General features: G+C 66.0%; 20 protein-coding genes and 1 tRNA gene. 10 read left to right on the top strand and 11 right to left on the bottom strand.

Annotated features, from left to right (window positions below):
* Positions 1-189 precede the first annotated feature (189 nt).
* Positions 190-1,272, bottom strand: coding sequence for a sigma-54 interaction domain-containing protein (locus M3A49_RS21120; protein WP_254355778.1), 1,083 nt, complete (start codon positions 1,270-1,272; stop codon positions 190-192).
* A gap of 388 nt (positions 1,273-1,660) precedes the next feature.
* Between M3A49_RS21120 and M3A49_RS21115 the strand changes: the two genes are divergently transcribed.
* The 5 genes from M3A49_RS21115 to otsA all read left to right on the top strand — a co-directional run bounded on the left by M3A49_RS21115 (position 1,661) and on the right by otsA (position 6,065).
* Entirely contained in the window at positions 1,661-1,978 is a 318-nt protein-coding gene (locus M3A49_RS21115; protein WP_254355779.1) for a hypothetical protein, read from the top strand.
* 307 nt (positions 1,979-2,285) lie between these two features.
* Entirely contained in the window at positions 2,286-3,671 is a 1,386-nt protein-coding gene (locus M3A49_RS21110; protein ID WP_133181918.1) for a sigma-54-dependent transcriptional regulator, read from the top strand.
* 91 nt (positions 3,672-3,762) lie between these two features.
* Positions 3,763-3,984, top strand: a complete 222-nt coding sequence (locus M3A49_RS21105) for a hypothetical protein (RefSeq protein ID WP_266230688.1) — start codon at positions 3,763-3,765, stop codon at positions 3,982-3,984.
* Positions 3,985-4,147: 163 nt separating this feature from the next.
* Positions 4,148-4,369: a hypothetical protein gene (locus M3A49_RS21100; protein WP_266230687.1), complete on the top strand. Its 222-nt coding sequence runs from the start codon at positions 4,148-4,150 to the stop codon at positions 4,367-4,369.
* 223 nt (positions 4,370-4,592) lie between these two features.
* Positions 4,593-6,065, top strand: coding sequence for an alpha,alpha-trehalose-phosphate synthase (UDP-forming) (gene otsA, locus M3A49_RS21095; protein WP_254355782.1), 1,473 nt, complete (start codon positions 4,593-4,595; stop codon positions 6,063-6,065).
* A gap of 153 nt (positions 6,066-6,218) precedes the next feature.
* Here otsA and M3A49_RS21090 read toward each other — a convergent pair whose 3' ends face one another.
* The 9 genes from M3A49_RS21090 to M3A49_RS21050 all read right to left on the bottom strand — a co-directional run bounded on the left by M3A49_RS21090 (position 6,219) and on the right by M3A49_RS21050 (position 12,313).
* The gene (locus tag M3A49_RS21090) at positions 6,219-6,809 is read right to left on the bottom strand and encodes a hypothetical protein (protein WP_028205783.1); all 591 of its coding nucleotides are present in this window, start codon (positions 6,807-6,809) and stop codon (positions 6,219-6,221) included.
* A 110-nt stretch (positions 6,810-6,919) separates the two neighbouring features.
* On the bottom strand, positions 6,920-8,326 hold the full coding sequence (locus M3A49_RS21085; RefSeq protein WP_266230686.1) for an MFS transporter: 1,407 nt from the start codon (positions 8,324-8,326) through the stop codon (positions 6,920-6,922).
* A 71-nt stretch (positions 8,327-8,397) separates the two neighbouring features.
* Positions 8,398-8,901: a YbhB/YbcL family Raf kinase inhibitor-like protein gene (locus M3A49_RS21080; protein ID WP_028205781.1), complete on the bottom strand. Its 504-nt coding sequence runs from the start codon at positions 8,899-8,901 to the stop codon at positions 8,398-8,400.
* A 186-nt stretch (positions 8,902-9,087) separates the two neighbouring features.
* Entirely contained in the window at positions 9,088-9,537 is a 450-nt protein-coding gene (locus M3A49_RS21075; protein ID WP_266230685.1) for a very short patch repair endonuclease, read from the bottom strand.
* A gap of 40 nt (positions 9,538-9,577) precedes the next feature.
* Positions 9,578-10,927 carry a DNA (cytosine-5-)-methyltransferase gene (gene dcm / locus M3A49_RS21070; RefSeq protein WP_323183235.1) on the bottom strand — a complete coding sequence of 450 codons (1,350 nt, stop codon included), beginning with the start codon at positions 10,925-10,927 and terminating at the stop codon, positions 9,578-9,580.
* A 139-nt stretch (positions 10,928-11,066) separates the two neighbouring features.
* Entirely contained in the window at positions 11,067-11,375 is a 309-nt protein-coding gene (locus tag M3A49_RS21065; RefSeq protein WP_375542140.1) for a hypothetical protein, read from the bottom strand.
* 73 nt (positions 11,376-11,448) lie between these two features.
* Positions 11,449-11,721, bottom strand: coding sequence for a hypothetical protein (locus tag M3A49_RS21060; RefSeq protein WP_266230684.1), 273 nt, complete (start codon positions 11,719-11,721; stop codon positions 11,449-11,451).
* 107 nt (positions 11,722-11,828) lie between these two features.
* Positions 11,829-11,903, bottom strand: a tRNA-Arg gene (locus M3A49_RS21055).
* A 185-nt stretch (positions 11,904-12,088) separates the two neighbouring features.
* The gene (locus tag M3A49_RS21050; RefSeq protein ID WP_266230683.1) at positions 12,089-12,313 is read right to left on the bottom strand and encodes a rubredoxin; all 225 of its coding nucleotides are present in this window, start codon (positions 12,311-12,313) and stop codon (positions 12,089-12,091) included.
* Between the two features lie 191 nt (positions 12,314-12,504).
* Here M3A49_RS21050 and M3A49_RS21045 point away from each other — a divergent pair, with 191 nt between their 5' ends.
* The 4 genes from M3A49_RS21045 (at position 12,505) to M3A49_RS21030 (ending at position 19,751) form a co-directional block, all read left to right on the top strand.
* Entirely contained in the window at positions 12,505-14,433 is a 1,929-nt protein-coding gene (locus tag M3A49_RS21045; RefSeq protein WP_266230682.1) for an ATP-binding cassette domain-containing protein, read from the top strand.
* A gap of 301 nt (positions 14,434-14,734) precedes the next feature.
* Entirely contained in the window at positions 14,735-16,726 is a 1,992-nt protein-coding gene (locus M3A49_RS21040) for a DNA topoisomerase IV subunit B (RefSeq protein WP_266230681.1), read from the top strand.
* A gap of 39 nt (positions 16,727-16,765) precedes the next feature.
* Positions 16,766-19,081, top strand: a complete 2,316-nt coding sequence (gene parC, locus M3A49_RS21035) for a DNA topoisomerase IV subunit A (RefSeq protein ID WP_266230680.1) — start codon at positions 16,766-16,768, stop codon at positions 19,079-19,081.
* A 211-nt stretch (positions 19,082-19,292) separates the two neighbouring features.
* Complete coding sequence (locus M3A49_RS21030) at positions 19,293-19,751, top strand: CopD family protein (protein WP_028205772.1); 459 nt, start codon at positions 19,293-19,295, stop codon at positions 19,749-19,751.
* Positions 19,752-19,789: 38 nt separating this feature from the next.
* Here the strand turns inward: M3A49_RS21030 and M3A49_RS21025 are convergent, their stop codons facing one another.
* On the bottom strand, positions 19,790-20,740 hold the full coding sequence (locus M3A49_RS21025; protein WP_028205771.1) for a LysR family transcriptional regulator: 951 nt from the start codon (positions 20,738-20,740) through the stop codon (positions 19,790-19,792).
* Between the two features lie 151 nt (positions 20,741-20,891).
* Between M3A49_RS21025 and M3A49_RS21020 the strand changes: the two genes are divergently transcribed.
* On the top strand, positions 20,892-22,214 hold the full coding sequence (locus M3A49_RS21020; protein ID WP_266230679.1) for an MFS transporter: 1,323 nt from the start codon (positions 20,892-20,894) through the stop codon (positions 22,212-22,214).
* Positions 22,215-22,220: the final 6 nt, after the last annotated feature.

Below are 22,220 nucleotides of genomic sequence, written 5' to 3'. Positions count from 1 at the left end.
GCGGATATCCAGCATGTTTTGCTTACTTAACGTGCTGCGGATTGTGCAGCACGGAATTGCTTACGGGGATAGGTAAAGTGCAAGAAATTGCAAAAGGGCGTGCACGGCAGGCCGATCTTTGATCGGCTTGCCGTGCCGCTTGCGCCTCGCCGCGCGACGAGCGTGCCGCAATCAGGCGGGGGAAGGGAATCAGGCTTCGTTCGAGTCCGGGTCGGTGGGCGCTTCGCTTTCGCCATCGTCGGCGCCGTAGCTCCCGAGCCGGTTGTAGAGCGTCTTGAGGCTCACGCCGAGCGTGCGCGCCGCGAGACGCTTGTCGCCACCGCAATACTTGAGCGTGCCGAGAATGATCTGCTTCTGCGCATCGGCGAGCGGTGTGCCGATCCAGACGCTCATGGCGTCGCCCTGGGTGACGGGCTTCTTCACGCGCGGCACCAGCTGCGGATGCGCGATCTCCACGACCTTTTCCGCGAGGATGAACGCGCGGTACACGGCGTTTTTCAGTTCGCGCACGTTGCCGGGCCACGACCAGTTACGCACGGTTTCGAGCGCGCGCTTGCTGAACGCCTTTTGCGAGCCTTCCTGGTTGTTCAGTTCGGTCAGGAAATGCTGCGCGAGCAGTTCGCGGTCGCGCTCACGTTCGCGCAGCGGCGGTGCGCGCAGCGGAAACACGGCGAGCCGGTACATCAGGTCCTCGCGCAGGCAGTTTTCCTTCACGGCCGTTACGGGGTCGCGGTTGGTGGCGGCGATGATGCGCACGTCGCCGCGAATCGCCTCGTTGCCGCCTACCGGAAAGTACTCGCCGGTTTCGAGCGCGCGTAGCAGCTTCACCTGATGCAGCAGCGACATCTCGGTGATTTCGTCGAGGAACAGCGTGCCGCCGCGCGCGTGCTCGAAGTGGCCGTCGCGCGCCTGCACGGCGCCCGTGAAGCTGCCTTTTTCGTGACCGAACAACTCGGCCTCGATCAGCTCGTCGGGAATCGCGCCGCAGTTGACCGCGATGAACGGACCGTCGCGGCGTTCGCTGTGCGCGTGGATCGTGCGGGCGATCAGTTCCTTGCCCGTGCCCGATTCGCCGACGATGAGCGCCGTAGCCTCGGTCACGGCCACGCGCTCGATCTGCGCATAAAGATCCAGCATGACGGCCGACGAGCCGTACAGCAGACCGTACGACTGCAGTCCCGCGACGCGCGCATCCGCGTCCGCTGCGGTATTTCCGTTGTTTTCGCTGTTGCGTTTGGTGGCGGCGGGCGAGCCCGGCTCGATTGACGCCATAGGGATGTTCGTCCTGCAAAGGTAGTGGGGGCGTTCACTTCTGCGCGCATCGGCATGCTTCTGCGCGTATCGGCGAACAGGCCCTGCGATCCGGGGCTGGCCGTCCAGGACTGGTGCGGAACTTGCCGCTCCGACGGCCGCGAGATTTGCGTCTTCGAGGTTGGCATCTCGTTCACGCGTAAGCATTTAACCACTGCCGCGCCTGACAGGGCAATGGACCTGTCCAGGCACACCGCGAGCGAGTGTGGCACGCATCGTGCTGCGGAACTTGAAGCGCCCGGCGCCGTCTGCATTGACAGGGGCGGCGCATCGGCAACGCCCCGGGCGATGTCATTCGAGTCAACTCGCGTCTTCCGTCTTTGACGAGGCGTATCTGGGAGAGAGCGACATGTCGAAGAACCGCAGCGGTTTGGTAGGAACCCTGGTGACCGTCGGCGCGCTTGGCGCCATGGCGGGCATGCTGGCCTGGCGTTTCTCGCAGCGTCACCGCATGCAACGGCAAACTTTTTATCGTGACCTGAGCCGCTGGGAAGGCGAAGGTGGCTCGCTTGCCGATACCACGGACAGCAACGGACTGGGCCCGGAAATGGCCATGGCCGGGGGTGCCTCGGACTCACCGGGACATGGCAGGAAGGGCCGGATGACGAATGGTGTCAACGGCGCGAATGGCTCGGCTGGCATGCCGTGGCCGTTTCCGCATAGCTAGGCGGGCGGGGCGCGGGCCACGCGAGAGCCGTGCCCGCTAGTCTCGAATGAGTCTATAATAGTGATATCAACAACAATCGAGGTTCGGGCGGCCCGTGGTTGACGGTATTGTTGCCTGGATGTAGCAAAACCGCGCATATTGAGGCTTTTGCCGTCTTGGGCGTGCGTCCGACCGTTTCGTACTCCACTGCAGCGCAATCACGTGCGTCGCGACTTCCGCGGTGCCGGGCAACGTTGTCCGGCGCGCTTGCGAAGGGCGCGGCGCTCGCGCTTTGGAGCCATTCACCTATCAAGGCTGACGAGACGCGATGCCACATGTATTGATTGTCGATGACGATGCGGAAACCCGCGAGGCGCTGGCGGCCGTGGTGAGCGAAGACGGGCTCACCACCGCGCAGGCAGGCGACCTGCGCGAGGCGCGCATCCAGCTCGTGCGGCAGACGCCGGACGTGGTCTTCACCGACCTGAAGCTGCCCGACGGCAGTGGCACCGACCTTTTCGAGGATCTCGACCCGCGCTCGGGCGTGGAACTCGTGGTCATCACCGGGCACGCGACGGTCGAGACGGCCGTCGATGCGCTCAAGTCCGGCGCGATCGATTACCTGGTCAAGCCGATCAATCTCCAGCGCGTGAAGGCGATCCTGAACCGCCTGCCGCGCGCGGGCGACCTCAAGGCCGAAATCGGCACGCTGCGCGGCGAGTTGCGCCGCATGGGGCGCTTCGGCCTGATGCTCGGAAATTCGCCGACCATGCAGGAGGTCTACGACCAGATCAGCCGGGTCGCGCCTACGCCCGCCTCGGTCATGCTGGTGGGCGAATCGGGCACCGGCAAGGAAGTGGCCGCGCAGACCATCCACCAGCTGAGCTTGCGCCGCAAGCACGAATTCCTCGCGGTGAACTGCGGCGCGATCTCGCCGAATCTGATCGAGTCCGAGATGTTCGGTCACGAGCGCGGCTCGTTTACGGGCGCCGACCGGCAGCACAAGGGCTATTTCGAGCGCGCCAACGGCGGCACGCTGTTCCTCGACGAAATCACCGAAATGCCGATCGAGCTGCAGGTGAAGCTGCTGCGCGTGCTCGAGACCGGCATGTTCATGCGCGTGGGCACGACCAAGGAAATCGAGACCGACGTGCGCCTGATCGCGGCGACCAACCGCGACCCGGAGCAGGCCGTCGCCGAAGGCAAGTTGCGTCTGGACCTTTATCACCGCCTGAACGTGTTTCCGATCAGCCTGCCGCCGCTGCGCGAGCGCGGCAAGGACGTCGAGCTGCTCGCCCAGGCGTTCCTCGACGAACTGAACGAGCGTCACGGCACGAAAAAGCAGTTTCCCGCGGCGGTGCGCGACATGCTGGCGGCCTACCCGTGGCCCGGCAACGTGCGCGAACTGAAGAACTACGTGCAGCGCGCGCACATCATGTCGGGCAACGACGGCGATTTCACGGCGACGGTGCCGCTGCAGATCTCGCTCTCGAAGCCGATTGCCGGCACGGCGGTGACGATCCCGTTCGGCACCTCGCTCGCCGACGCCGATCGCCAGCTCATTCTCGCGACGCTCGAGCAGTGCGGCGGCGTGAAGACGCGGGCGGCGGAAATCCTCGGCATCAGCCTGAAGACGCTCTATAACCGTCTTGTGGAGTACGGCAACGAAAGCGCCGGCAAGGGCGACGCGCCCGCGCGCGTAGCCGGCGTCTGAGCAGCATCCGCGAGCGCGTCTGCATGGTGCGCTCGCACGGGCGGTACGACGCTTGCAGTGTGAGTTTCGCGTCCATCATGAGGAGCGAAAGATGCCGAGCTGCAAATCCAGTGATGCCGTCCGCGCGAAGCCCTGGCTCGCGCATACCCCGCAGCCCGACGAACCGCCGCCGGATCAGCCCGGCGAGCCCGATGTGCCGCCCATCGGCGATCCGCCAGAGCCACCGGGTGAAGTGCCGCACGCGCGACTCCGATTCGACCCTTCGGTCTCCTCTCGATTTCATCGTTCGCGTGGCGCATTGCCCGCCACGTGAGCGTCTGCTCGCACGGCCCGCCGAAGCCATCAGCTGACCCTGACGGTTTTTATGTACTAGTTACAAAGGCTCCACCATTTTTACCGGCGAATTCACGCGGCGAACCCTAGACTATTGAAAAGCGCCACGGCCGCGTGGCCGCCTTCCCGCTGGAGGCATCGACATGAGACATCCTGCCTTGCGCCGCTCCGCACGTTACACGGGCAAGCGTGGCCCGCGCGATTCGCAAGAGAAAAGCAGTTCGCAACAGTCGGACGCGCCGGACCCCGCAGGCCAGAATCGCGCGGCGCCTGGCGTGCCGCCCGACGGCGAGCACAACCAAGGCGGGGCGCGGGCTGAGGGCATCGAGTACCAGCGCGATCTCGGCTCGGAACAGGACGCCTGATCCGCTTCGAACCGCCGTTCGCCGCGCGCTGTGTGCAGGCCGGTTTCCTGGCCTGACAGATCACCGGGGTATTCCGCACTTGCGTGCTTGCCGCGCGGAATTTGCTCGCGCGGTCGGTTGTGAGAAACGATTTTTGCTCCAGACCCTGCCGAACCGGCACGCGTCTTGCGTACGTACCCGAAGCATCATCTTCGGACCCAACGAAACAGGAGGTAGAGCCGCAATGGGCAGACTGATCGTGGTATCGAATCGCGTTGCGCCGACCCAGGAGGGCCGTCCCGCAGCGGGCGGACTCGCAGTCGGCGTATTGGACGCGCTCAAGGAAACCGGCGGTGTGTGGTTCGGGTGGAGCGGCGAGACCGTCGCGGAGCCGTGCGCACCGGTCATCGAGCAGCAGGGCAGCGTCACCTACGCGACAGTGGGTCTCACCCGGCGTGACTATGACCAGTACTACAAGGGCTTCTCGAATACGACGCTCTGGCCGACGTTCCACTACCGCAACGACCTCGCGCGCTACGAGCGCCAGGAGTACGGCGGCTACCTGCGCGTGAACGTGTCGCTCGCGCGCCAGTTGCAGCCGCTCATCGAGCCCGACGACATCATCTGGGTGCATGACTATCACCTGATTCCGTTCGCGCGCTGCCTGCGCGATCTCGGGGTGAAGAACCCAATTGGCTTCTTCCTGCACATTCCGCTGCCGGTGCCCGAAGTCATGCGCTCGGTGCCGCCGCACGAAGAACTCATGAAGTTCATGTGCCACTACGACGTGGTCGGCTTCCAGACCGGCGCCGATCGCCAGGCGTTTCTCGACTACGTCGAGCGCGGCGGCCATGGCACGGCGAGCGACGACGGCATGGTCCACGCGTGGGACCGCTTCCTGAAGGTCGGGGCGTACCCCATCGGCATCTATCCGGACGCCATTGCCAAGGCCTCGTCGCAGTTCTCCGACCGCAAGGCCGTGCGCAGCCTGCGCGACGCCATGCGCGGACGCAAGCTGATCATGAGCGTGGACCGGCTCGATTATTCGAAGGGGCTCGCCGAGCGCTTCCAGGCGTTCGAGCGCCTGCTGCAAAACGGGCCGGGCTGGCATGGCCGTGTCTCGCTCCTGCAGATCGCGCCGCCAACGCGCTCCGACGTGCAGACCTACCAGACGATTCGCCGCAATCTCGAAGGCGAGGCGGGCCGCATCAACGGCCGTTTCGCGCAGCTCGACTGGACACCGATCCAGTACCTGAACCGCAAGTACGAGCGCAACCTGCTGATGGCGCTATTCCGCGAGGCGCAGGTGGGTTACGTGGCGCCGCTGCGCGACGGCATGAACCTCGTGGCGAAGGAATACGTGGCTTCGCAGAATCCCGACGATCCCGGCGTACTGGTGCTTTCGCAGTTCGCGGGCGCGGCGGAGCAAATGCCCGGTGCGCTGATCGTGAATCCCTACGACCTGAACCAGACGGCCGAGGCCCTGGAGCGCGCGCTCTCCATGCCGCACGCCGAGCGCGTCTCGCGCTACAACGACATGATGGTGTCGCTGCGCGAGAACAATCTTTCGGTGTGGCGCGATACGTTCCTCGCCGATCTGCGCAGCGTCGCGACGGCGGCTTCGGTCACGGCCAGGGCGCGCAACGCCGCGCCGGCGGGGAAAGCTTCGATGCAGACGCCCGCGCCCGAACAGGCGCAGGGTGCCGCGCGCGCGTAGCGAGGCATGGGTGAGAGGCGAGGCGGCGTGCGTGCCGTCCCTGGCCGTCTAACGTTCTCTCGACGCAAATGGATCCACGCGGCGGCCTTCGGGCCGCCGCGTTTTTTTGCATCCGCGTGATCGGCACGCGGCGATACGCGGCGCGGCGCGCGCTCAGATCCGCTGGCCGCTTGGCGCGGCGAACGGCATCGGCGGGCGGGTCGGATCGAAATCGGCCCAGTGTCCGTCGTGCCATTGGCCCGACGCGCACTCGATATCGGCGGCGCCACCGTCGCGCAGCAACTGCGCGGCGAGATCCTGGTTCTCGTAGCAGACATGCACCGAGAGCAGCACGCCGTCGCTGCGCGTCTCGCGATGCACCCTCTCGTGGTGGGCCGACATTTGCTGCGCAGCGGCTTTCGCCCCCACGCTCGCGCCGATGCGCGCGCCGATCCAGGCGCCCACGCCGGCCGCGATCACGACCGAAGGCAGCGCCGCCGAGAACGCGCTGAAAATCACCACGCCCGCCACGGCGCCCGCCACGGCGCCTGCGGTGATATTGCGGGTGTGATGCGGGTGCACTGCGGCGACCGTGGGCGGCGCGCCCATGGTTGTCCCCTGGACGCCATGGCGCGCATGCTGGCCGCGCGGATTGACGAAGAACAGGTTGACGTCTTCTTCGAGGAAGCCGCCCGCATACAGCTTTTCGGCGGCGGCTTCGGCGGCGGGAAAGGTCGTGAACCGACCAGCGACGATCAGTGACATGGGAAGCCCCCTTTGCCGGGTTCGGCAGGTTGACTCGCCGGGCGCGGCCGCGAATGCGGCTCGCCCTGAATTCATGTTAGTGCCTGCGCACGCGCAGGGTTAGGCCGCTCTTAGCCCGGCGTGTGCGCCGCGGTGCCCGGCATCAGGCGCAGCAGGCTCACCACTGCCGCGACGGCGGCGAAGGCCGTCGCCACGTAGAGCGCCGTGATCGGTCCTTGTTGCGGTGCAACGCCGAAGATCAGCGCCACGAGCGCCGCGCCGAGCGTCTGCCCGGTGAGGCGCGCGGTGCCGAGCATGCCGCTCGCGCCGCCGCTGCGCTCGCGTGGCGCGGAGGAAAGGATCTGCCGGTTGTTGGGCGACTGGAACACGCCGAAGCCCACGCCGCACAAGGCCATGCGCCAGCAAATATCGAACACCGTGGGATGCGCGCCGAGCGTGGCGAGCGAGAGCAGGCCGAGCGCGAAGAGCGCGAGTCCGATGCCGCCGAGCATGCCCGCTGGATAGCGGTCGGAGAGCGCGCCGGAGAGCGGTGCGGCGCCGACGATGACGAGCGGCCACGGCGTCATGAGGAGGCCCGTGTCGACCTGCGAGAAACCGAAGGTCTCCTGCAGCATGAAGGGCAGCGCGACGAACGCGAGCATTTGCGCGCAGAACGAGCAGACCGAGGTGCTGATCGACAGCGCGAACACGGGGTTGGCGAGCAGATCGACGGGCAGGAGCGGAGCGGCCTGCGTGAGCTGGCGGCGCACGAAGAACCAGCCGATCACGATCGCGAGCACGAATTCGAGCGCGACGAGGCGATTGCTCTCGCCATGGCCGAGACCGTCGACGGCAAAGATCAGGAGGCCGAACACGATAGCGTTGAGCACGGCGCTCAAGTAGTCGTAGGGCGCGGGATGGCGCTCGTTCACGGGCAGCGCGCGCAGTCCCAGCACGAGCGCGGCGATGCCGATCGGCACGTTGATCGCAAAGAGCCAGGGCCACGTCGCGATGGCGAGCACGCCCGAGGCCAGCGTCGGCCCGATCGCCGACGCGATCGCGACGACCATCGCGTTGATGGCGACGCCGCGACCGAGCTGCGCGCGCGGATAGATCATGCGCACGAGCGCGGTGTTCACGCTCATGATCCCCGCACCGCCGAAGCCCTGCACCATGCGTGCGAACGCGAGTTCGGGCAGCGTGGTCGCCAGCGCGCAGCCGAGCGACGCGACGGTGAACAGCACCATGCCGGCCAGATACACGCGCTTGTAGCCGATGCGGTCGCCGAGCGAGGCGAGTGGCAAGAGCGAGATGGTCACCGAAAGCTGATACGCGTTGACGATCCAGATCGAGCTTGCCGCGCTCGCATGAAGGTGCCGCGCGATGGTCGGCAACGCGACGTTGGCGATCGCGCCGTCGAGCACGGCGAGCGTGATGCCGAGCGCGACCACGAGGATTGCGTAGTAACGCTGGGGGAAGGGCAGGCCGGTTTCGATGTCGGCGGCGGAAGCGGCGGAGAGTTCGGAAAGCGTGGGCATCGACGGGAGGGGCGGCGCGCGATGGACGTGCGCCGCCGGCTGGATGTTGTTTTCTGGTGTTCTCTGGCGGCTTATTTCAGTTCATAGAGCCCGACGTAGGTGGTCGAATCCACCTCGTTCAAATGCGTCATGAAGCGCGCCACCGCGTTCGTCGTTTCTGGCGTGACGGGCAGTTGCGCGGCCTTGAGCGCATGCACGCGGAAGATGTAGCGATGGGGTTTGTCGCCGCGCGGGGGCGCCGCGCCGCCGAAGCCGACCGTGCCGTAGTCGTTGCGCACCTGCACCGCGCCCTGCGGGAGCAGGCTGCCGTCGGCCTTGCCGGCGTTGCGGGCGAGCGAGCGCACGTCGGGCGGAATGTTCACCACGACCCAGTGCCAGAAGCCGCTGCCCGTGGGCGCGTCCGGATCGTAGACGGTGAGCGCGAAGCTTTGCGTGTCGGCGGGCGGCTCGTCCCACTGCAGCGCGGGCGAGACGTTGTCGCCGTCGACACCGAAGGCCCGGTCGTCGAACTCCTGCGCCTTCGGCATGAAACCGTTGCTGGGAAAGTCATCGGACCAAAGTCGGAAATCAGCCATCGGGTGTCTCCTTCGCTTGGGATCGTGGGACGGTTGCGCCAGCACGTGTGACGCGTGAAGGTGGGTGCGCAGCCGGTCGATCGAGTTTATCACTGCGGGCTGCTCAAGCAGGGCCAGCTTCGCAGCCTGGCATGCGCGGCGCATCGGCTTGCGGTCGCGCTTCGTGTGATGCCTGGCGAGGGCGCGTTATGAACGCGCCTCGAACCAGGCCGACGACTCGTCTTCGAGCCACGCGGCCAGCCGCTCGACGACCGCGTGCGGATCGTGCTGCGGACCACGCAACGCGCATTCCCAGACTACCGCCACGCGCCAGCCCTGGGCCGCGAGCGCGGCGAGTGCCTTGGCGTCGTTCAGCCGGTTGCGCGCGATCTTCTCGCGCCAGAACTCGGGGCGCGTTTGTGGCCACTTGAAGAGCGCGCAGTTGTGGCCGTGCCAGAAGCAGCCGTGGACGAACACCACGGCGCGCCGTCGCGGCAGCACGATGTCGGGCCGGCCGGGCAGCTCGCGCACGTTCAGGCGAAAGCGAAAGCCGCGCCGGTGCAGCAGACTGCGGATCAGCTTTTCGGGCTTCGTGTTGCGTCCGCGTATGCCGGACATCATCCGGCTGCGGGTCGCGGTATCGACGACGTCCACCATCGTCTGTCGCCTCGCTTCGGTTGGCCGCGGCGCGCGCCGGTCAGCGGCCTCCCGCCGTGGCCGTCGCCGCGTTGCGCGTGGCGCGCGACGTGCGTGTCGTGCGCGTGGAGCGCGTTGTGTGCGCAACCGTGGGAACCGTCGTCGCGTCCGCACGCGGTGCTGCGTGCTGTGCGGCCAGCAACGCATCGAGATGCGGCATCATCGTGCGCGCGACTTCGCGCATCACCGGCATCACCACGCTGTTGCCGAACTGGCGGTACGCCTGGGTGTCGCTCACCGGGATGCGGAAGGTGTCGGGCAGGCCCATCAGCCGCGCGCACTCGCGCGGCGTGAGGCGGCGCGGGCGCAATCCTTCGCCTTGATAGACGAGGATCTCCGAGCCGTCCTTGTGATAGCGCGCAGAAAGCGTGCGCGTGACGCTGTCGGGAAACGCGAGGCCGTAGCCGAAGCCGTTGCCGGCCGCGCGGTGCTTCTCGGCGTATTGCTGCAGATAGGCCCAGAGCCCCGGCGTGAGCGTGTACTTCGGCTGCACGCGGCGCGCGCCGTGATCGACGAAGCGCTCGCCGTCCCACGGCAGCAGCGGCTCGCGGCCGTCGGTGCGGTGCAGGATCGTGGCGAGCCGCGGGCCTGCTTCCGGCAGTGCGAGCGCGTCCCATGAGAACGCCGCCGGCTCGCGAAAACCGACGATGATGATGCGTTCGCGATGCTGCGGCGTGAAATGGCTTCCATCGATCACGCGGTAGTGCACGTCATAGCCGAGCTCGTCGCGCAGCACCTGGAGGATCACGTCGAACGTGCGGCCGCGGTCGTGCGAGACCAGGTTCTTCACGTTTTCGAGCAGGAAGGCGGCGGGCCGCTTCTCGGCGATGATGCGCGCGACGTCGAAGAACAGCGTGCCCTGCGTGGTGCAGGCAAAGCCGTGCGGACGGCCAAGCGCGTTCTTCTTGCTCACGCCCGCGATCGAGAACGGCTGGCACGGAAAGCCCGCGAGCAGGACGTCGTGATCGGGCACGTCGGCGGCCTCCACGGCCGTAATGTCGCCGATGAACGGATGATCCTCGCCATAGTTTTCCAGATAGGTCTTGCGCGAGAACGGGTTCCACTCGCTCGTGAAGACGCACTCTCCGCCGTGTGCCTCGAAACCCTTGCGGATGCCGCCGATGCCGGCGAACAGGTCGATGAAGCGAAAGCGCGCCGCTGCGCCATTGGCGTGAGCGCCACCTTGCAGCAGCTCGCGCAGTGCGGCTTCGAGCATCGCGGGGCAGGGCGTTTCGCCTTTTTCCCAACGCCGCACGGTCTTCACGTCGCGGCCGACGTGTGTGGCGATCTGCTGTTGCGTGAAACGCTTGCGTGCCTGCTGGAGCAGGTCTCTCGGTTCGGCCGTGAGCACGGATGTCCTCGTTAGGGTATTTTTGCGGACATTATGACCGATGGTCGACCCGCGGCACCAGGAATTCCCGATGTGCGTGCGCAGACGTGCGCCGCGCGGACGAATGCCTGCACGCGCGAGCGTCGAATCCAGGGAGAAGTCAGGAGTGTTGCGGGCCGGCGTTCGCCTGCTTCGCGAGGGCCGCGGAGGCGGAGGCGACGTTCAGCTCGTGCAGATCGAGGATGAGCAGCAGGCTGTCGATTTCACACAGCTGGCCCTTGTTCACGTGACCGGTGTCGAGCAGGCGGTGCAGCCGCTGGCGCCAGTAGTTCGCGGGGAGAATCGGACCGCCGAAGTCGCCGGCGAGCGACAGCGGCATCACGCGACGAATGTGCGCGATGTCCTGGTCGATGAGGGTCGACATCATATGGCCGGCGGGGAGGGGACGAGTGGTGTCCATGAAGGCCATTACGGCACTATTTTTCCCTTCTTTAGGGGGAGTTAACTCAGTACTTACCCCTAACTAGCTCGTCCGATGCCATTTATTCGGCGACCGGCGGCGTCGCGCCTTGCACCTGGGCCGCGCTTTCGAAGAAACGCCGCGTGGCTTCGAACGAGTTCAGCATCTGCTCGGGCCAGGGCGTCTGCAGCATCACGGCCTGGTGGTTCTCGAACGCCGCGCCCAGTTGGCGGGCGAGTTCGGGCGAATTGAGGTGGCGCAGCAGCACGCTGACGGCGATGGCGGTGGCCTGACTGGCTCCGGCCGTCTGCAGTTCGGAGGCGGTGAGGGCGGCGAGTTGCTTGTTGATGTCCATGGAAAACCTGCTCGGCAAAGAAGGTGCGCGAGTGCGCGAAAGAGACGGGACGGGGATTTGCGAACCGGTTGCGGACTTCGCGGCGTGGCCTTCGCGGCCCGAGCGGCTGGTCCCCCTGGCAGGAATCGAACCTGCATCTAGCGCTTAGGAGGCACTTGTTCTATCCATTGAACTACAGGGAGCGCGAGGTCGAGCATGGCTCCGTTCGATCGCCATGTTTCCCAAGTGACCCGTCATGGCGCGGAGCGGCGCGCGAAGCGGTTCGGCCTTGCGGGTCCGAGCTATTTCGCGGCACAGGGCCAAGAGTATAGCAAACGTGTTCGGGCGCGAAAATGACGCCCCGTTGGCTCCGGTGGAGTCGTCGCAATCAGAACTCGACGACGGCGAATTCCGCCTTGCCCACGTCGCACAGCGGGCAGCGCCAGTCGTCGGGAATCTCCGCAAAGCGCGTGCCGGCGGCGATGCCTTCGTCGGGCAGAGCCTCTTCCTCGTTGTAGATCCAGCCGCAGATCAGGCAGACCCAGCTCTTGTACTCGATTACTTCGCTCACAGCGTGTCCTTCGTCTAGTCGATTCGATGCGCGGCCCGTCATGCGGCCCTTTATCTGGAAGGCCGGGCGGCGCGGGCGACCCGCGATGTTACCGGAAAACGGCGCGCGTGCCGCTGCGCTAAGGGGAAGCTAAACGCGGAGGCCCGACCTGCGCGGCCCGACCTGCGCGGCCCGACCTGCGCGGCCCGGTACAATGCCCCCTTCAGGTCCACCGCACGCATCGCTTTCCATCCATGTCGCTTTACACCATCACAGGCGCGCAACTGGCGTTCGGCCACGTCGCGCTGCTCGACTACGCGGACTTTTCGCTCGAAGCCGGCGAGCGCGTCGGGCTGATCGGCCGCAACGGCGCGGGCAAGTCGTCGCTGCTCACGATCGTCGCCGATCTCGCCAGGCCCGACGACGGCCTCGTCACGCGCCAGCAGAGTCTTTCGACCGTCTACGTGCCGCAGGAGCCCGACTTCGACGCCGACGCCACGGTGTTCGACACTGTCGCCTCGGGCCTCGCCGACGTGCGCGCGCTGCTCGACGAATACGACACGGTCGCGCACCAGCTCGCGGACACGCCCGAAGGCGCCGAACACGACGCGCTGCTCGCGCGCATGAACACGCTGCAATCGTCGCTCGATCATGCCGACGCCTGGAGCTGGCGCACGCGCGTGGCCACGACGCTCGCGCAGATCGGCCTCGAAGGCGACGCCCGCGTGGGCGCGCTCTCGGGCGGTATGCAAAAACGCGTGGCGCTCGCGCGCGCGCTCGTCGTGCAGCCCGATATCCTGCTGCTCGACGAACCGACCAACCACCTCGACTTCGACGGCATCCGCTGGCTCGAGGAACTGCTCGTGGCGCAGCGTTCGAGCCTGCTCTTCATCACCCACGACCGCGCGTTTCTCGACCGCGTGGCCACGCGCATCGTCGAACTCGATCGCGGCAAGCTGCTCTCGTATCCGGGCAACTTCTCGCAGTACCAGGAGCGCAAGGCGCAGCAGCTCGAAGTCGAGCGCGTGGAGAACGAGAAGTTCGACAAGCTGCTCGCGCAGGAAGAAGTGTGGATCCGCAAGGGCGTGGAAGCGCGGCGCACGCGCAGTGTGGGGCGCATCGCGCGCCTCGTGCAGATGCGCAACGAGCACGCCGAGCGCCGCAACGTGCAGGGCAACGTGAAGCTCGACGTCGCGCAAGGCGAGAAGTCCGGCAAGATCGTCGCTGAACTCGCTGACGTGACCAAGCGCTATGGCGGCCGCACGATCGTCGATAACTTCTCGTCGACGGTCATGCGCGGCGACAAGATCGGCTTCGTCGGTCCGAACGGCGCGGGCAAGACCACGCTGCTGAAGCTGATTCTCGGCGAGTTGAAGCCCGACGAAGGCACGGTGCGCGTGGGCACGAACCTGCAGGTCGCGTACTTCGACCAGATGCGCGCGCAGCTCGACATGGAAAAGAGCCTCGCCGATACCATCAGCCCCGGCAGCGACTGGGTCGAGATCAACGGCGCGAAGAAGCACGTGATGAGCTATCTCGGCGACTTCCTGTTCGCTCCCGAGCGGGCTCGCTCACCCGTGAAGTCGCTTTCGGGCGGCGAGCGCAATCGCCTGCTGCTCGCGCGTTTGTTCGCGCGGCCCGCGAACGTGCTCGTGCTCGACGAACCGACCAACGACCTCGACATCCCGACGCTCGAACTGCTCGAAGAGTTGCTCACCGACTACGACGGCACCGTGCTGCTCGTCTCCCACGACCGCGCGTTTCTCGACAACGTGGTGACGTCGGTGATCGCGTCCGAGGGCGAAGGGCGCTGGCACGAGTACGTGGGCGGCTTCACGGACTGGCAGACGCAGAGCGCCCGCGCGCAGGAGATTGCCGAGGCGCGCGCGCCGAAGGAAGCGGCGCCCGCGGCTGCCGCGCCCAAGGATAGCGCGGCCGGACGCAATGCCCAGCGCAGCGTGAAGCTCTCGTTCAAGGAGCAGCGCGAGCTGGAGGAGCTGCCCAGGCGTATCGAGGCGCTGGAGACCGAGCAGAAGACGATCGGCGCGAAGATCGAGGATGGGTCGATCTTTGCAAAGGACGCGCAGGAAGGCACGCGCCTGACTGAACGCTATGCGGCGATCGACGAGGAGTTGCTCGTTGCGCTGGAGCGGTGGGAGGAGCTGGAGAGCAAGCGCAAGTAATGCGAGAGAAAGCGGCCTGATGAAGGCCGCTTTTTTTTAAGGCGGACGGGCGGACCGTACTCATCCATTCAGCCAGCCAACCCCCAAGCAAATTGCCGTGCGGGCCCAAATCAGTACAATACCTCGCGAATTCGAACAACTGCGCGAACCACCGCGCCGCCGCGAGCGCACCTGCCACCGCGGCGCGCAGCCGGTTCACCTCGTTGTTTCGTATCGGTTTTTTTGAACGCTCAACGCGTTTTCCCCGCAGATGTCCACAGGACCTGTGGACAAGCGCGCGGACAACCCCCTGTGGATCACCATGTCAACGAAGAAGTCCAACGCTGGAAACACTGGCTATAGCGAAGCGTCGATCAAGGTGCTCAAGGGCCTCGAGCCCGTCCGGCAGCGGCCGGGCATGTATACGCGCACCGAGAATCCGCTGCACATCATCCAGGAAGTCATCGACAACGCCTCGGACGAAGCGCTCGGCGGCTACGGCAAGCGCATTACCGTGACGCTGCACGCCGACCATTCCGTCTCCGTCGAGGACGACGGCCGCGGCATTCCGTTCGGCCTGCACCCCGACGAGAAGGTGCCCGTCGTCGAAATCGTCTTCACGCGCCTGCACGCGGGCGGCAAGTTCGACAAGGCTGCAGGCGGCGCCTATACCTTCTCGGGCGGCCTGCACGGCGTGGGCGTCTCGGTCACCAACGCGCTTTCGACGCGCCTCGACGTAACCGTCTGGCGCGACGGCAAGGTCGCCGAAATCGGCTTCTCGGACGGCAACGTCACGAGGCAGCTCACCACGCGCAACGTCGCGCGCGACGATAAGAAAACCGGCACGCGCGTGACCGCGTGGGCCGATCCCAAGTATTTCGATTCGCCCAACCTGCCGCTCGGCGAGCTGCAGCGTCTGTTGCGCTCGAAGGCCGTGCTGCTGCCCGGCGTCGAGGTCACGCTCGTGATCGAGAAGACCGGCGAGCGCCAGAGCTGGAAGTACGAAGACGGCCTGCGCGGCTATCTGCTCGAAGGCATGGGCGGCGCCGACCTGCTGATTCCGCTGTTCGAAGGCGAGCGCTACGCCGACGCGCGCACCACCGACGACACCTTCGCCGAAGGCGAGGGCGCCGCGTGGGTCGTGGCGTGGTGCGAGGAAGGCTCGCTCACGCGCGAGTCGTACGTGAACCTGATCCCCACGCCTGCGGGCGGCACGCACGAAAGCGGGCTGCGCGACGGTCTCTTCCAGGCCGTGAAGAGCTTCGTCGAATTGCACAATCTTCAGCCGAAAGGCGTGAAGCTGCTGCCCGAAGACGTCTTTGCGCGCGTCTCGTTCGTGCTCTCGGCGAAGGTGCTCGACCCGCAGTTCCAGGGGCAGATCAAGGAGCGCCTGAACAGCCGCGACGCCGTGAAGCTCGTTTCGTCGTTCTCGCGTCCGGCTCTGGAGCTGTGGCTCAACCAGCACGTCGAGCACGGCAAGAAGCTTGCCGATCTCGTCATCAAGCAGGCGCAGGCGCGCACGCGCGCGGGCCAGAAAGTCGAGAAGCGCAAGAGCTCGGGCGTGGCCGTGCTGCCCGGCAAGCTCACCGACTGCGAATCGACCGACATCGCGCGCAACGAACTCTTCCTGGTCGAGGGCGACTCGGCTGGCGGCTCCGCGAAGATGGGGCGCGACAAGGAGTACCAGGCCATCCTGCCGCTGCGCGGCAAGGTGCTCAACACGTGGGAGACCGAGCGCGACCGGCTCTTCGCGAACAACGAAGTGCACGATATTTCGGTGGCGATCGGCGTCGATCCGCACAGCCCCGACGAGACCGTCGATCTTTCGAATCTGCGCTACGGCAAGATCTGCATTCTTTCCGATGCCGACGTCGATGGCTCGCACATCCAGGTGCTGCTGCTCACGCTCTTCTTCAAGCATTTCCCGCAGCTCATCGAGCGCGGTCACGTGTGCGTGGCGCGCCCGCCGCTGTTCCGCGTGGATGCGCCCGCGCGCGGCAAGAAGCCCGCGCAGAAGCTCTATGCGCTCGACGAAGGCGAACTCGAAGCGATCCTCGACAAGCTGCGCAAGGACGGTGTGCGCGAGACGCAATGGAGTATCAGCCGCTTCAAGGGTCTGGGCGAAATGAGCGCCGAGCAGCTTTGGGACACGACGATGAACCCCGACACGCGGCGCCTTTCGCCCATCGCGCTCGGCGACCTCGACTACGAGGCCACGGTCGCGCGCATGACGATGCTCATGGGCAAGGGCGAAGCGGCCTCGCGCCGTTCGTGGCTCGAAGAGAAGGGCAACGAAGTCGAAGCGGATATCTGATACGCGCAGGCGCACACACGATTACGGACTGATTGAAACATGGACGATCTCTTTGCTGAAGTGACGGACGCCCCGAGCGGCGACACGCTCACGCTCGGCCACTACGCGGAACGCGCCTACCTCGACTACGCGGTGAGCGTGGTGAAGGGCCGCGCGCTGCCCGACGTCTGCGACGGCCAGAAGCCGGTGCAGCGGCGCATTCTCTTCGCGATGAACGAAATGGGTCTCGGCGACAACGCCAAGCCCGTGAAGTCGGCGCGCGTGGTGGGCGACGTGCTCGGCAAGTACCACCCGCACGGCGACCAGTCGGCCTACGACGCGCTCGTGCGCCTCGCCCAGGACTTCTCGATGCGCTACCCGCTCATCGACGGCCAGGGCAATTTCGGCTCGCGCGACGGCGACGGCGCGGCGGCCATGCGCTACACCGAAGCGCGTCTGACGCCCATCGCGAAGCTCTTGCTCGACGAAATCGACATGGGCACTGTCGATTTCATGCCGAACTACGACGGCTCGTTCCAGGAGCCGAAGACGCTGCCCGCGCGCCTGCCCATGCTGCTGCTCAACGGCGCGTCGGGCATCGCGGTGGGTCTCGCAACGGAAATTCCTTCGCATAACCTGCGCGAAGTCGCGTCTGCGGCGGTAGCGATGATTCGCAACCCGAAGCTTTCGCACGCGGAGATCATGGAGAAGCTGCCGGGGCCCGATTTCCCGGGCGGCGGCCAGATCATTTCGAGCGACGCGGAAATTGCGGCGGCTTACGAGTCGGGCCGCGGCAGCCTCAAGGTGCGCGCGCGCTGGAAGATCGAGGACCTCGCGCGCGGCCAGTGGCAACTCGTGGTGACCGAGTTGCCGCCGAACACCTCGGGCCAGAAGGTCCTCGAAGAGATCGAGGAACTCACGAACCCGAAGCTCAAGCTCGGCAAGAAGACGCTCACGCCCGAGCAGTTGCAGAGCAAGCAGACCATGCTCGGGCTGCTCGACGCCGTGCGCGACGAGTCGGGCAAGGACGCGCCCGTGCGCCTCGTGTTCGAGCCCAAGACGAGCCGCATCGACCAGGCCGAGTTCGTCAACTCGCTGCTCGCGAACACGAGCCTCGAATCGAACGCATCGCTGAACCTCGTGATGATCGGCGCCGATGGGCGGCCGCGCCAGAAGGGCATCAGCGAGATTCTGGGCGAGTGGATCGGTTTCCGTTTCGCCACGGTCACGCGCCGCACGCAGCATCGTCTCACCAAGGTCGACGACCGCATCCATATCCTCGAAGGGCGGATGATCGTCTTCCTCAATATCGACGAGGTCATCCGCATCATCCGCGAGTCGGACGAGCCCAAGAGCGCGCTGATGAGCGCCTTCGGACTCTCGGAGCGCCAGGCCGAGGACATTCTTGAAATCCGTCTGCGTCAGTTGGCGCGGCTCGAGAAGATCAAGATCGAGAAGGAACTCGCGGAGCTGCGCGACGAGAAGGCGAAGCTCGAAGAACTGCTCGCGAACGACTCGTCGATGAAGCGGCTCATCGTGAGGGAAATCGAAGCCGACGCGAAACAGTACGGCGACGATCGCCGCACGCTGATCCAGCAGGAAAAGCGTGCGAGCTTCGAAGCGCGCGTGGTGGACGAGCCGGTCACGGTCGTCGTGTCGCAGAAGGGCTGGGTGCGTGCGCTCAAGGGCCACGGGCTCGATACGCAAGGCTTCACGTTCAAGGCCGGCGACGGTCTCTATGCGGCGTTCCAGTGCCGCACGCCCGACACGCTCATCGCGTGGGGCAGCAATGGCCGCGTCTATTCCGTGTCGATTGCGAATCTGCCTGGCGGCCGCGGTGACGGCGTGCCGGTCACGTCGCTCATCGAACTCGAAGCGGGCACGCATCTGCTGCACTACTTCGCGGCGAATGCGGAACAGCAATTGCTGCTGGCGTCGAGCAACGGCTTTGGCTTCATCGCGAAGATCGGCGACATGGTGAGCCGCGTGAAGGCGGGCAAGGCGTTCATGACGATCGACGAGGGCTGCGTGCCGCTCGCGCCGATGCCGATGCTGCCCGACGCGCTGCAGGTGGCGTGTCTGTCGTCGAGCGGTCGTTTGCTGGTGTTCGGCCTCGACGAGATGAAGACGCTCTCCGGCGGCGGGCGCGGCGTCACGCTCATGCAGCTCGACGACAATGAGAAGCTCGTGCAGGCGCTCGCGATCAGCGCGGCGGGCGTCGTGCTCGTGGGCACGGGCCGCGGCGGCAAGGCGGCCGAGGACCTGATGGCGGGCGCGGTGCTGGCCCCGCAGATCGGCAAGCGCGCACGCAAGGGCCGCGCGCCGGACTCGAAGCTCAAGGTCGTGACGGAGATGCGTCCGGTGTTGCCGCGGTAAACGGGGCTTTGCATGGGGCCGGAGTAAGCGCTGAAGCGCTAACTCCGGATCGCAAAGTGCAAAAGCACCAACTCCGGCCGACACATATCCGGCGCGAATCGCGGCGCGGCATGGAATAATGCCGCGCAAAGGCATGGGACGGGAGTTCGTGCGTTGCACTCACTCCCGTCGACATGCCGCCGATAATGACACGTTACGAGGGAATTCAAGCATGGGCCACGCGATCGCAGTCGCGCTCTTTCTGCATCTGCTGGGCGTCGCCGTCTGGGTGGGCGGCATGATCTTCGCGCATTTCTGTCTGCGCCCGGCGCTCGAAGACCTGTCTCCGCAGTTGCGCCTGCCGCTCATCGAATCGGTGTTCGGCCGCTTCTTCAACTGGGTGGGCGTCTCGGTGATCGTGATCCTGCTGACCGGCGGCTTCCTGCTCATGCAGTTCGGCGGCGAGCATGCCACCTGGCAACTGCATGCCATGGCGGGCCTGGGCGTGCTGATGATGCTGATCTTCGGCCACATCCGCTTCGCCGTGTTTCCGCGCATCCGCCGCGCCGTGCAGGCGCAGAAGTGGCCCGACGGCGCGCGCGCCGTGGGCACCGTGCGCCGCCTCGTCGTCATCAACCTCGTGCTGGGTATCGTGACGATCGGCGTTGCGGTGCTCGCACGCGGGTTCTAATCGTTTCTCCTGCAACGTTCGCGGCCGCGCCAGCGGTACTACAGGCGCTCCGCGAGCGCATGGCGCTGCATGCAGCGCTCCATCGCGTCGAAGAATGCTTCTTCGGCCGCATTGCGCTTGCGGTCGCGATGCCACAGCAAGTGGATATCGACGTCCACGAGCCCTTCCTCCGGCGGCAGCCGCCACAGGCGCTGCCGCGCCAGATCATCCCGCACCGTATGCTCGGGCAGGCAGCCAATGCCGTAGCCCGCAAAGATCAGTCGCCGCACCTCGTCCAGACTCGGTGACGACGCCACGATCCGCCCCGTGAAGCCGCGCTGGTCGCGAAACACCGTGAGCGGCGAAAGGCTGTCGCCAATCTGGTCGCTCGTGAAGGAGACGAAATTCTCCGCGAGCAGGTCGTCCATCGTCAACTGCGAGAGCCCGAAGAGCCGGTGATGCCGGCCGCAGAACATCGCGTAGCGCTGGCGCAGAAAGCAGCGCATGTCCAGCTTGTCGATGGGCGTGCGGCACAGGCTCAAGCCTGCGGTCGCCGTTTTCTGCAGCAGCGACGAGATGATGTCCGACGAGCGCATCACTTCGATCTGCAGATCGATGCGCGGGTAGGCCGTGTGGAATTCCGCGAGAAATTCGTCGTACACGCGCGACTCGATGCGGCTCACCGTGAGCAGGCGGATCGAGCCGGTAATGTCGGCGGTGCGTTCGTCTAGCCCGGTTTCGAGCTGCGAAATCGTCCCGTAGATGTCGCTGGCAATGCGATAGACCTCCTCGCCGGCCTCGGTCGGCACGAACTGCGCGCCGCGGCGCTCGATCAGCTTGCGGCCGAGCGCGTCTTCGAGCCGCTTGAGCGCCTGGCTCACGGCCGGCTGCGTGACGTACAGGCGCGCGGCGGCGCGGCTCAGGCTGCGCTCCTGCATGATCGCGAGATAGGTGCGCAGCAGGTTCCAGTCGAGACGGTCGTTGAGAAAGCGGGTGGTGTCGGCGCGCATGGGCGGTCTCCCGGCGCGGTGGTGCGCCAAGGGTATTAGTTGAATTTATGCGCCGAATAATAACGCGAAATTTGACTAATGATTTGTGGCTAGCGATAAAGCGTGCATGCAACACAAATTCATCCCAAACGCGCCTGAAGGAGACCGACGCATGGCTAACCCGCAGTCCAGCACCCGGCAACCGGTGCGCGCCGCCGCCGCGGCGTTCATCGGCACGATGATCGAGTGGTACGACTTCTACATTTATGCCACGGCCGCCGCGCTCGTTTTCGGCGAACTGTATTTCCCTTCTGAAGACCCCTTCGTGAGCACGATGGCGTCGTTCGCGACCTTCGCCGTCGGGTTCTTCGCGCGCCCGCTCGGCGGCCTGATCTTCGGCCATCTTGGGGACCGCATCGGCCGCAAGAAAGCGCTCATGACCACGCTGATGATGATGGGCGTCGCGACCGTCTGCGTCGGCCTGCTGCCTTCGTATGCGAGCGTGGGGATGCTCGCACCGGTGCTGCTCGTGCTGCTGCGCGTGGTGCAGGGCATCGCCGTGGGCGGCGAGTGGGGCGGCGCGGTGCTGATGGCGGGCGAGCACGCGCCCGAAGGCCGCCGCACGTTCTTCGCCTCGTTCGCGCAGCTGGGTTCGCCTGCGGGCCTGATTCTCTCGCTGCTCGCGTTCCGCACGGTCACGTCGCTCGACAAGGCGGACTTTCTTTCCTGGGGCTGGCGTCTGCCGTTTCTCGTTTCGGCGGTGCTGCTCGTGGTCGGCATCATGATCCGGCTCGGCGTGAACGAGTCGCCCGAGTTCGAGAAGCTCAAGGACCAGCGCCGCACGCTCAAGCTGCCCGTCGCCGAAGTGTTCCGCTCGTCGTGGGGCCTCGTGCTGCTGTGCATCGGCGCGAATACCATCGGCATTGCGGGCGTGTACTTTACCAACACGTTCATGATCGCCTACACCACGCAGTACGTCGGCATCACGCGCTCGCTCATTCTCGACTGTCTGTTCGCGGTCGCGATCATCCAGTTCCTCGTGCAGCCGCTCGCCGCGTGGCTCGCCGAACGCATGGGCGGCGCGCGCTTCCTCAAGTGCGCGGCGCTCGCTGCGATGCTCTCGCCGTATCCGATGTTCGTGCTCGTGCAAAGCGGCAAGGTCGTACCGATGGTGATCGGCATCGCGATCGCCGTGGTCTGCATGGCGAGCTTCTATTCGGTGATCGCAGGCTTCGTCTCCGGCGTGTTCCCCACGCGCGTGCGCTACTCCGCGATTTCGCTCTCTTACCAGGTGTGCGGCGCGATCGCGGGCGGGCTCACGCCGCTCGTCGGTACGTGGCTCGCGCATCGCTATGTGGGGCAGTGGTGGCCGCTCGCCGTGTTCTATACGTGCCTCGCGGGCGTCTCGCTGCTGTGCATCGTCGCGCTCGACGCGCGCCGCCACCAGCATGCGCATGACGAGGCGGCCGCCGCCGAGGCGCTGAGCACGCGCTGATGTTGT

Source organism: Paraburkholderia sp. CNPSo 3076 (assembly GCF_026343935.1).
Taxonomy (GTDB): domain Bacteria; phylum Pseudomonadota; class Gammaproteobacteria; order Burkholderiales; family Burkholderiaceae; genus Paraburkholderia; species Paraburkholderia nodosa.
Note: the sequence above shows the minus strand (reverse complement) of the source record. Positions and strands in the feature narration are given on the sequence as shown.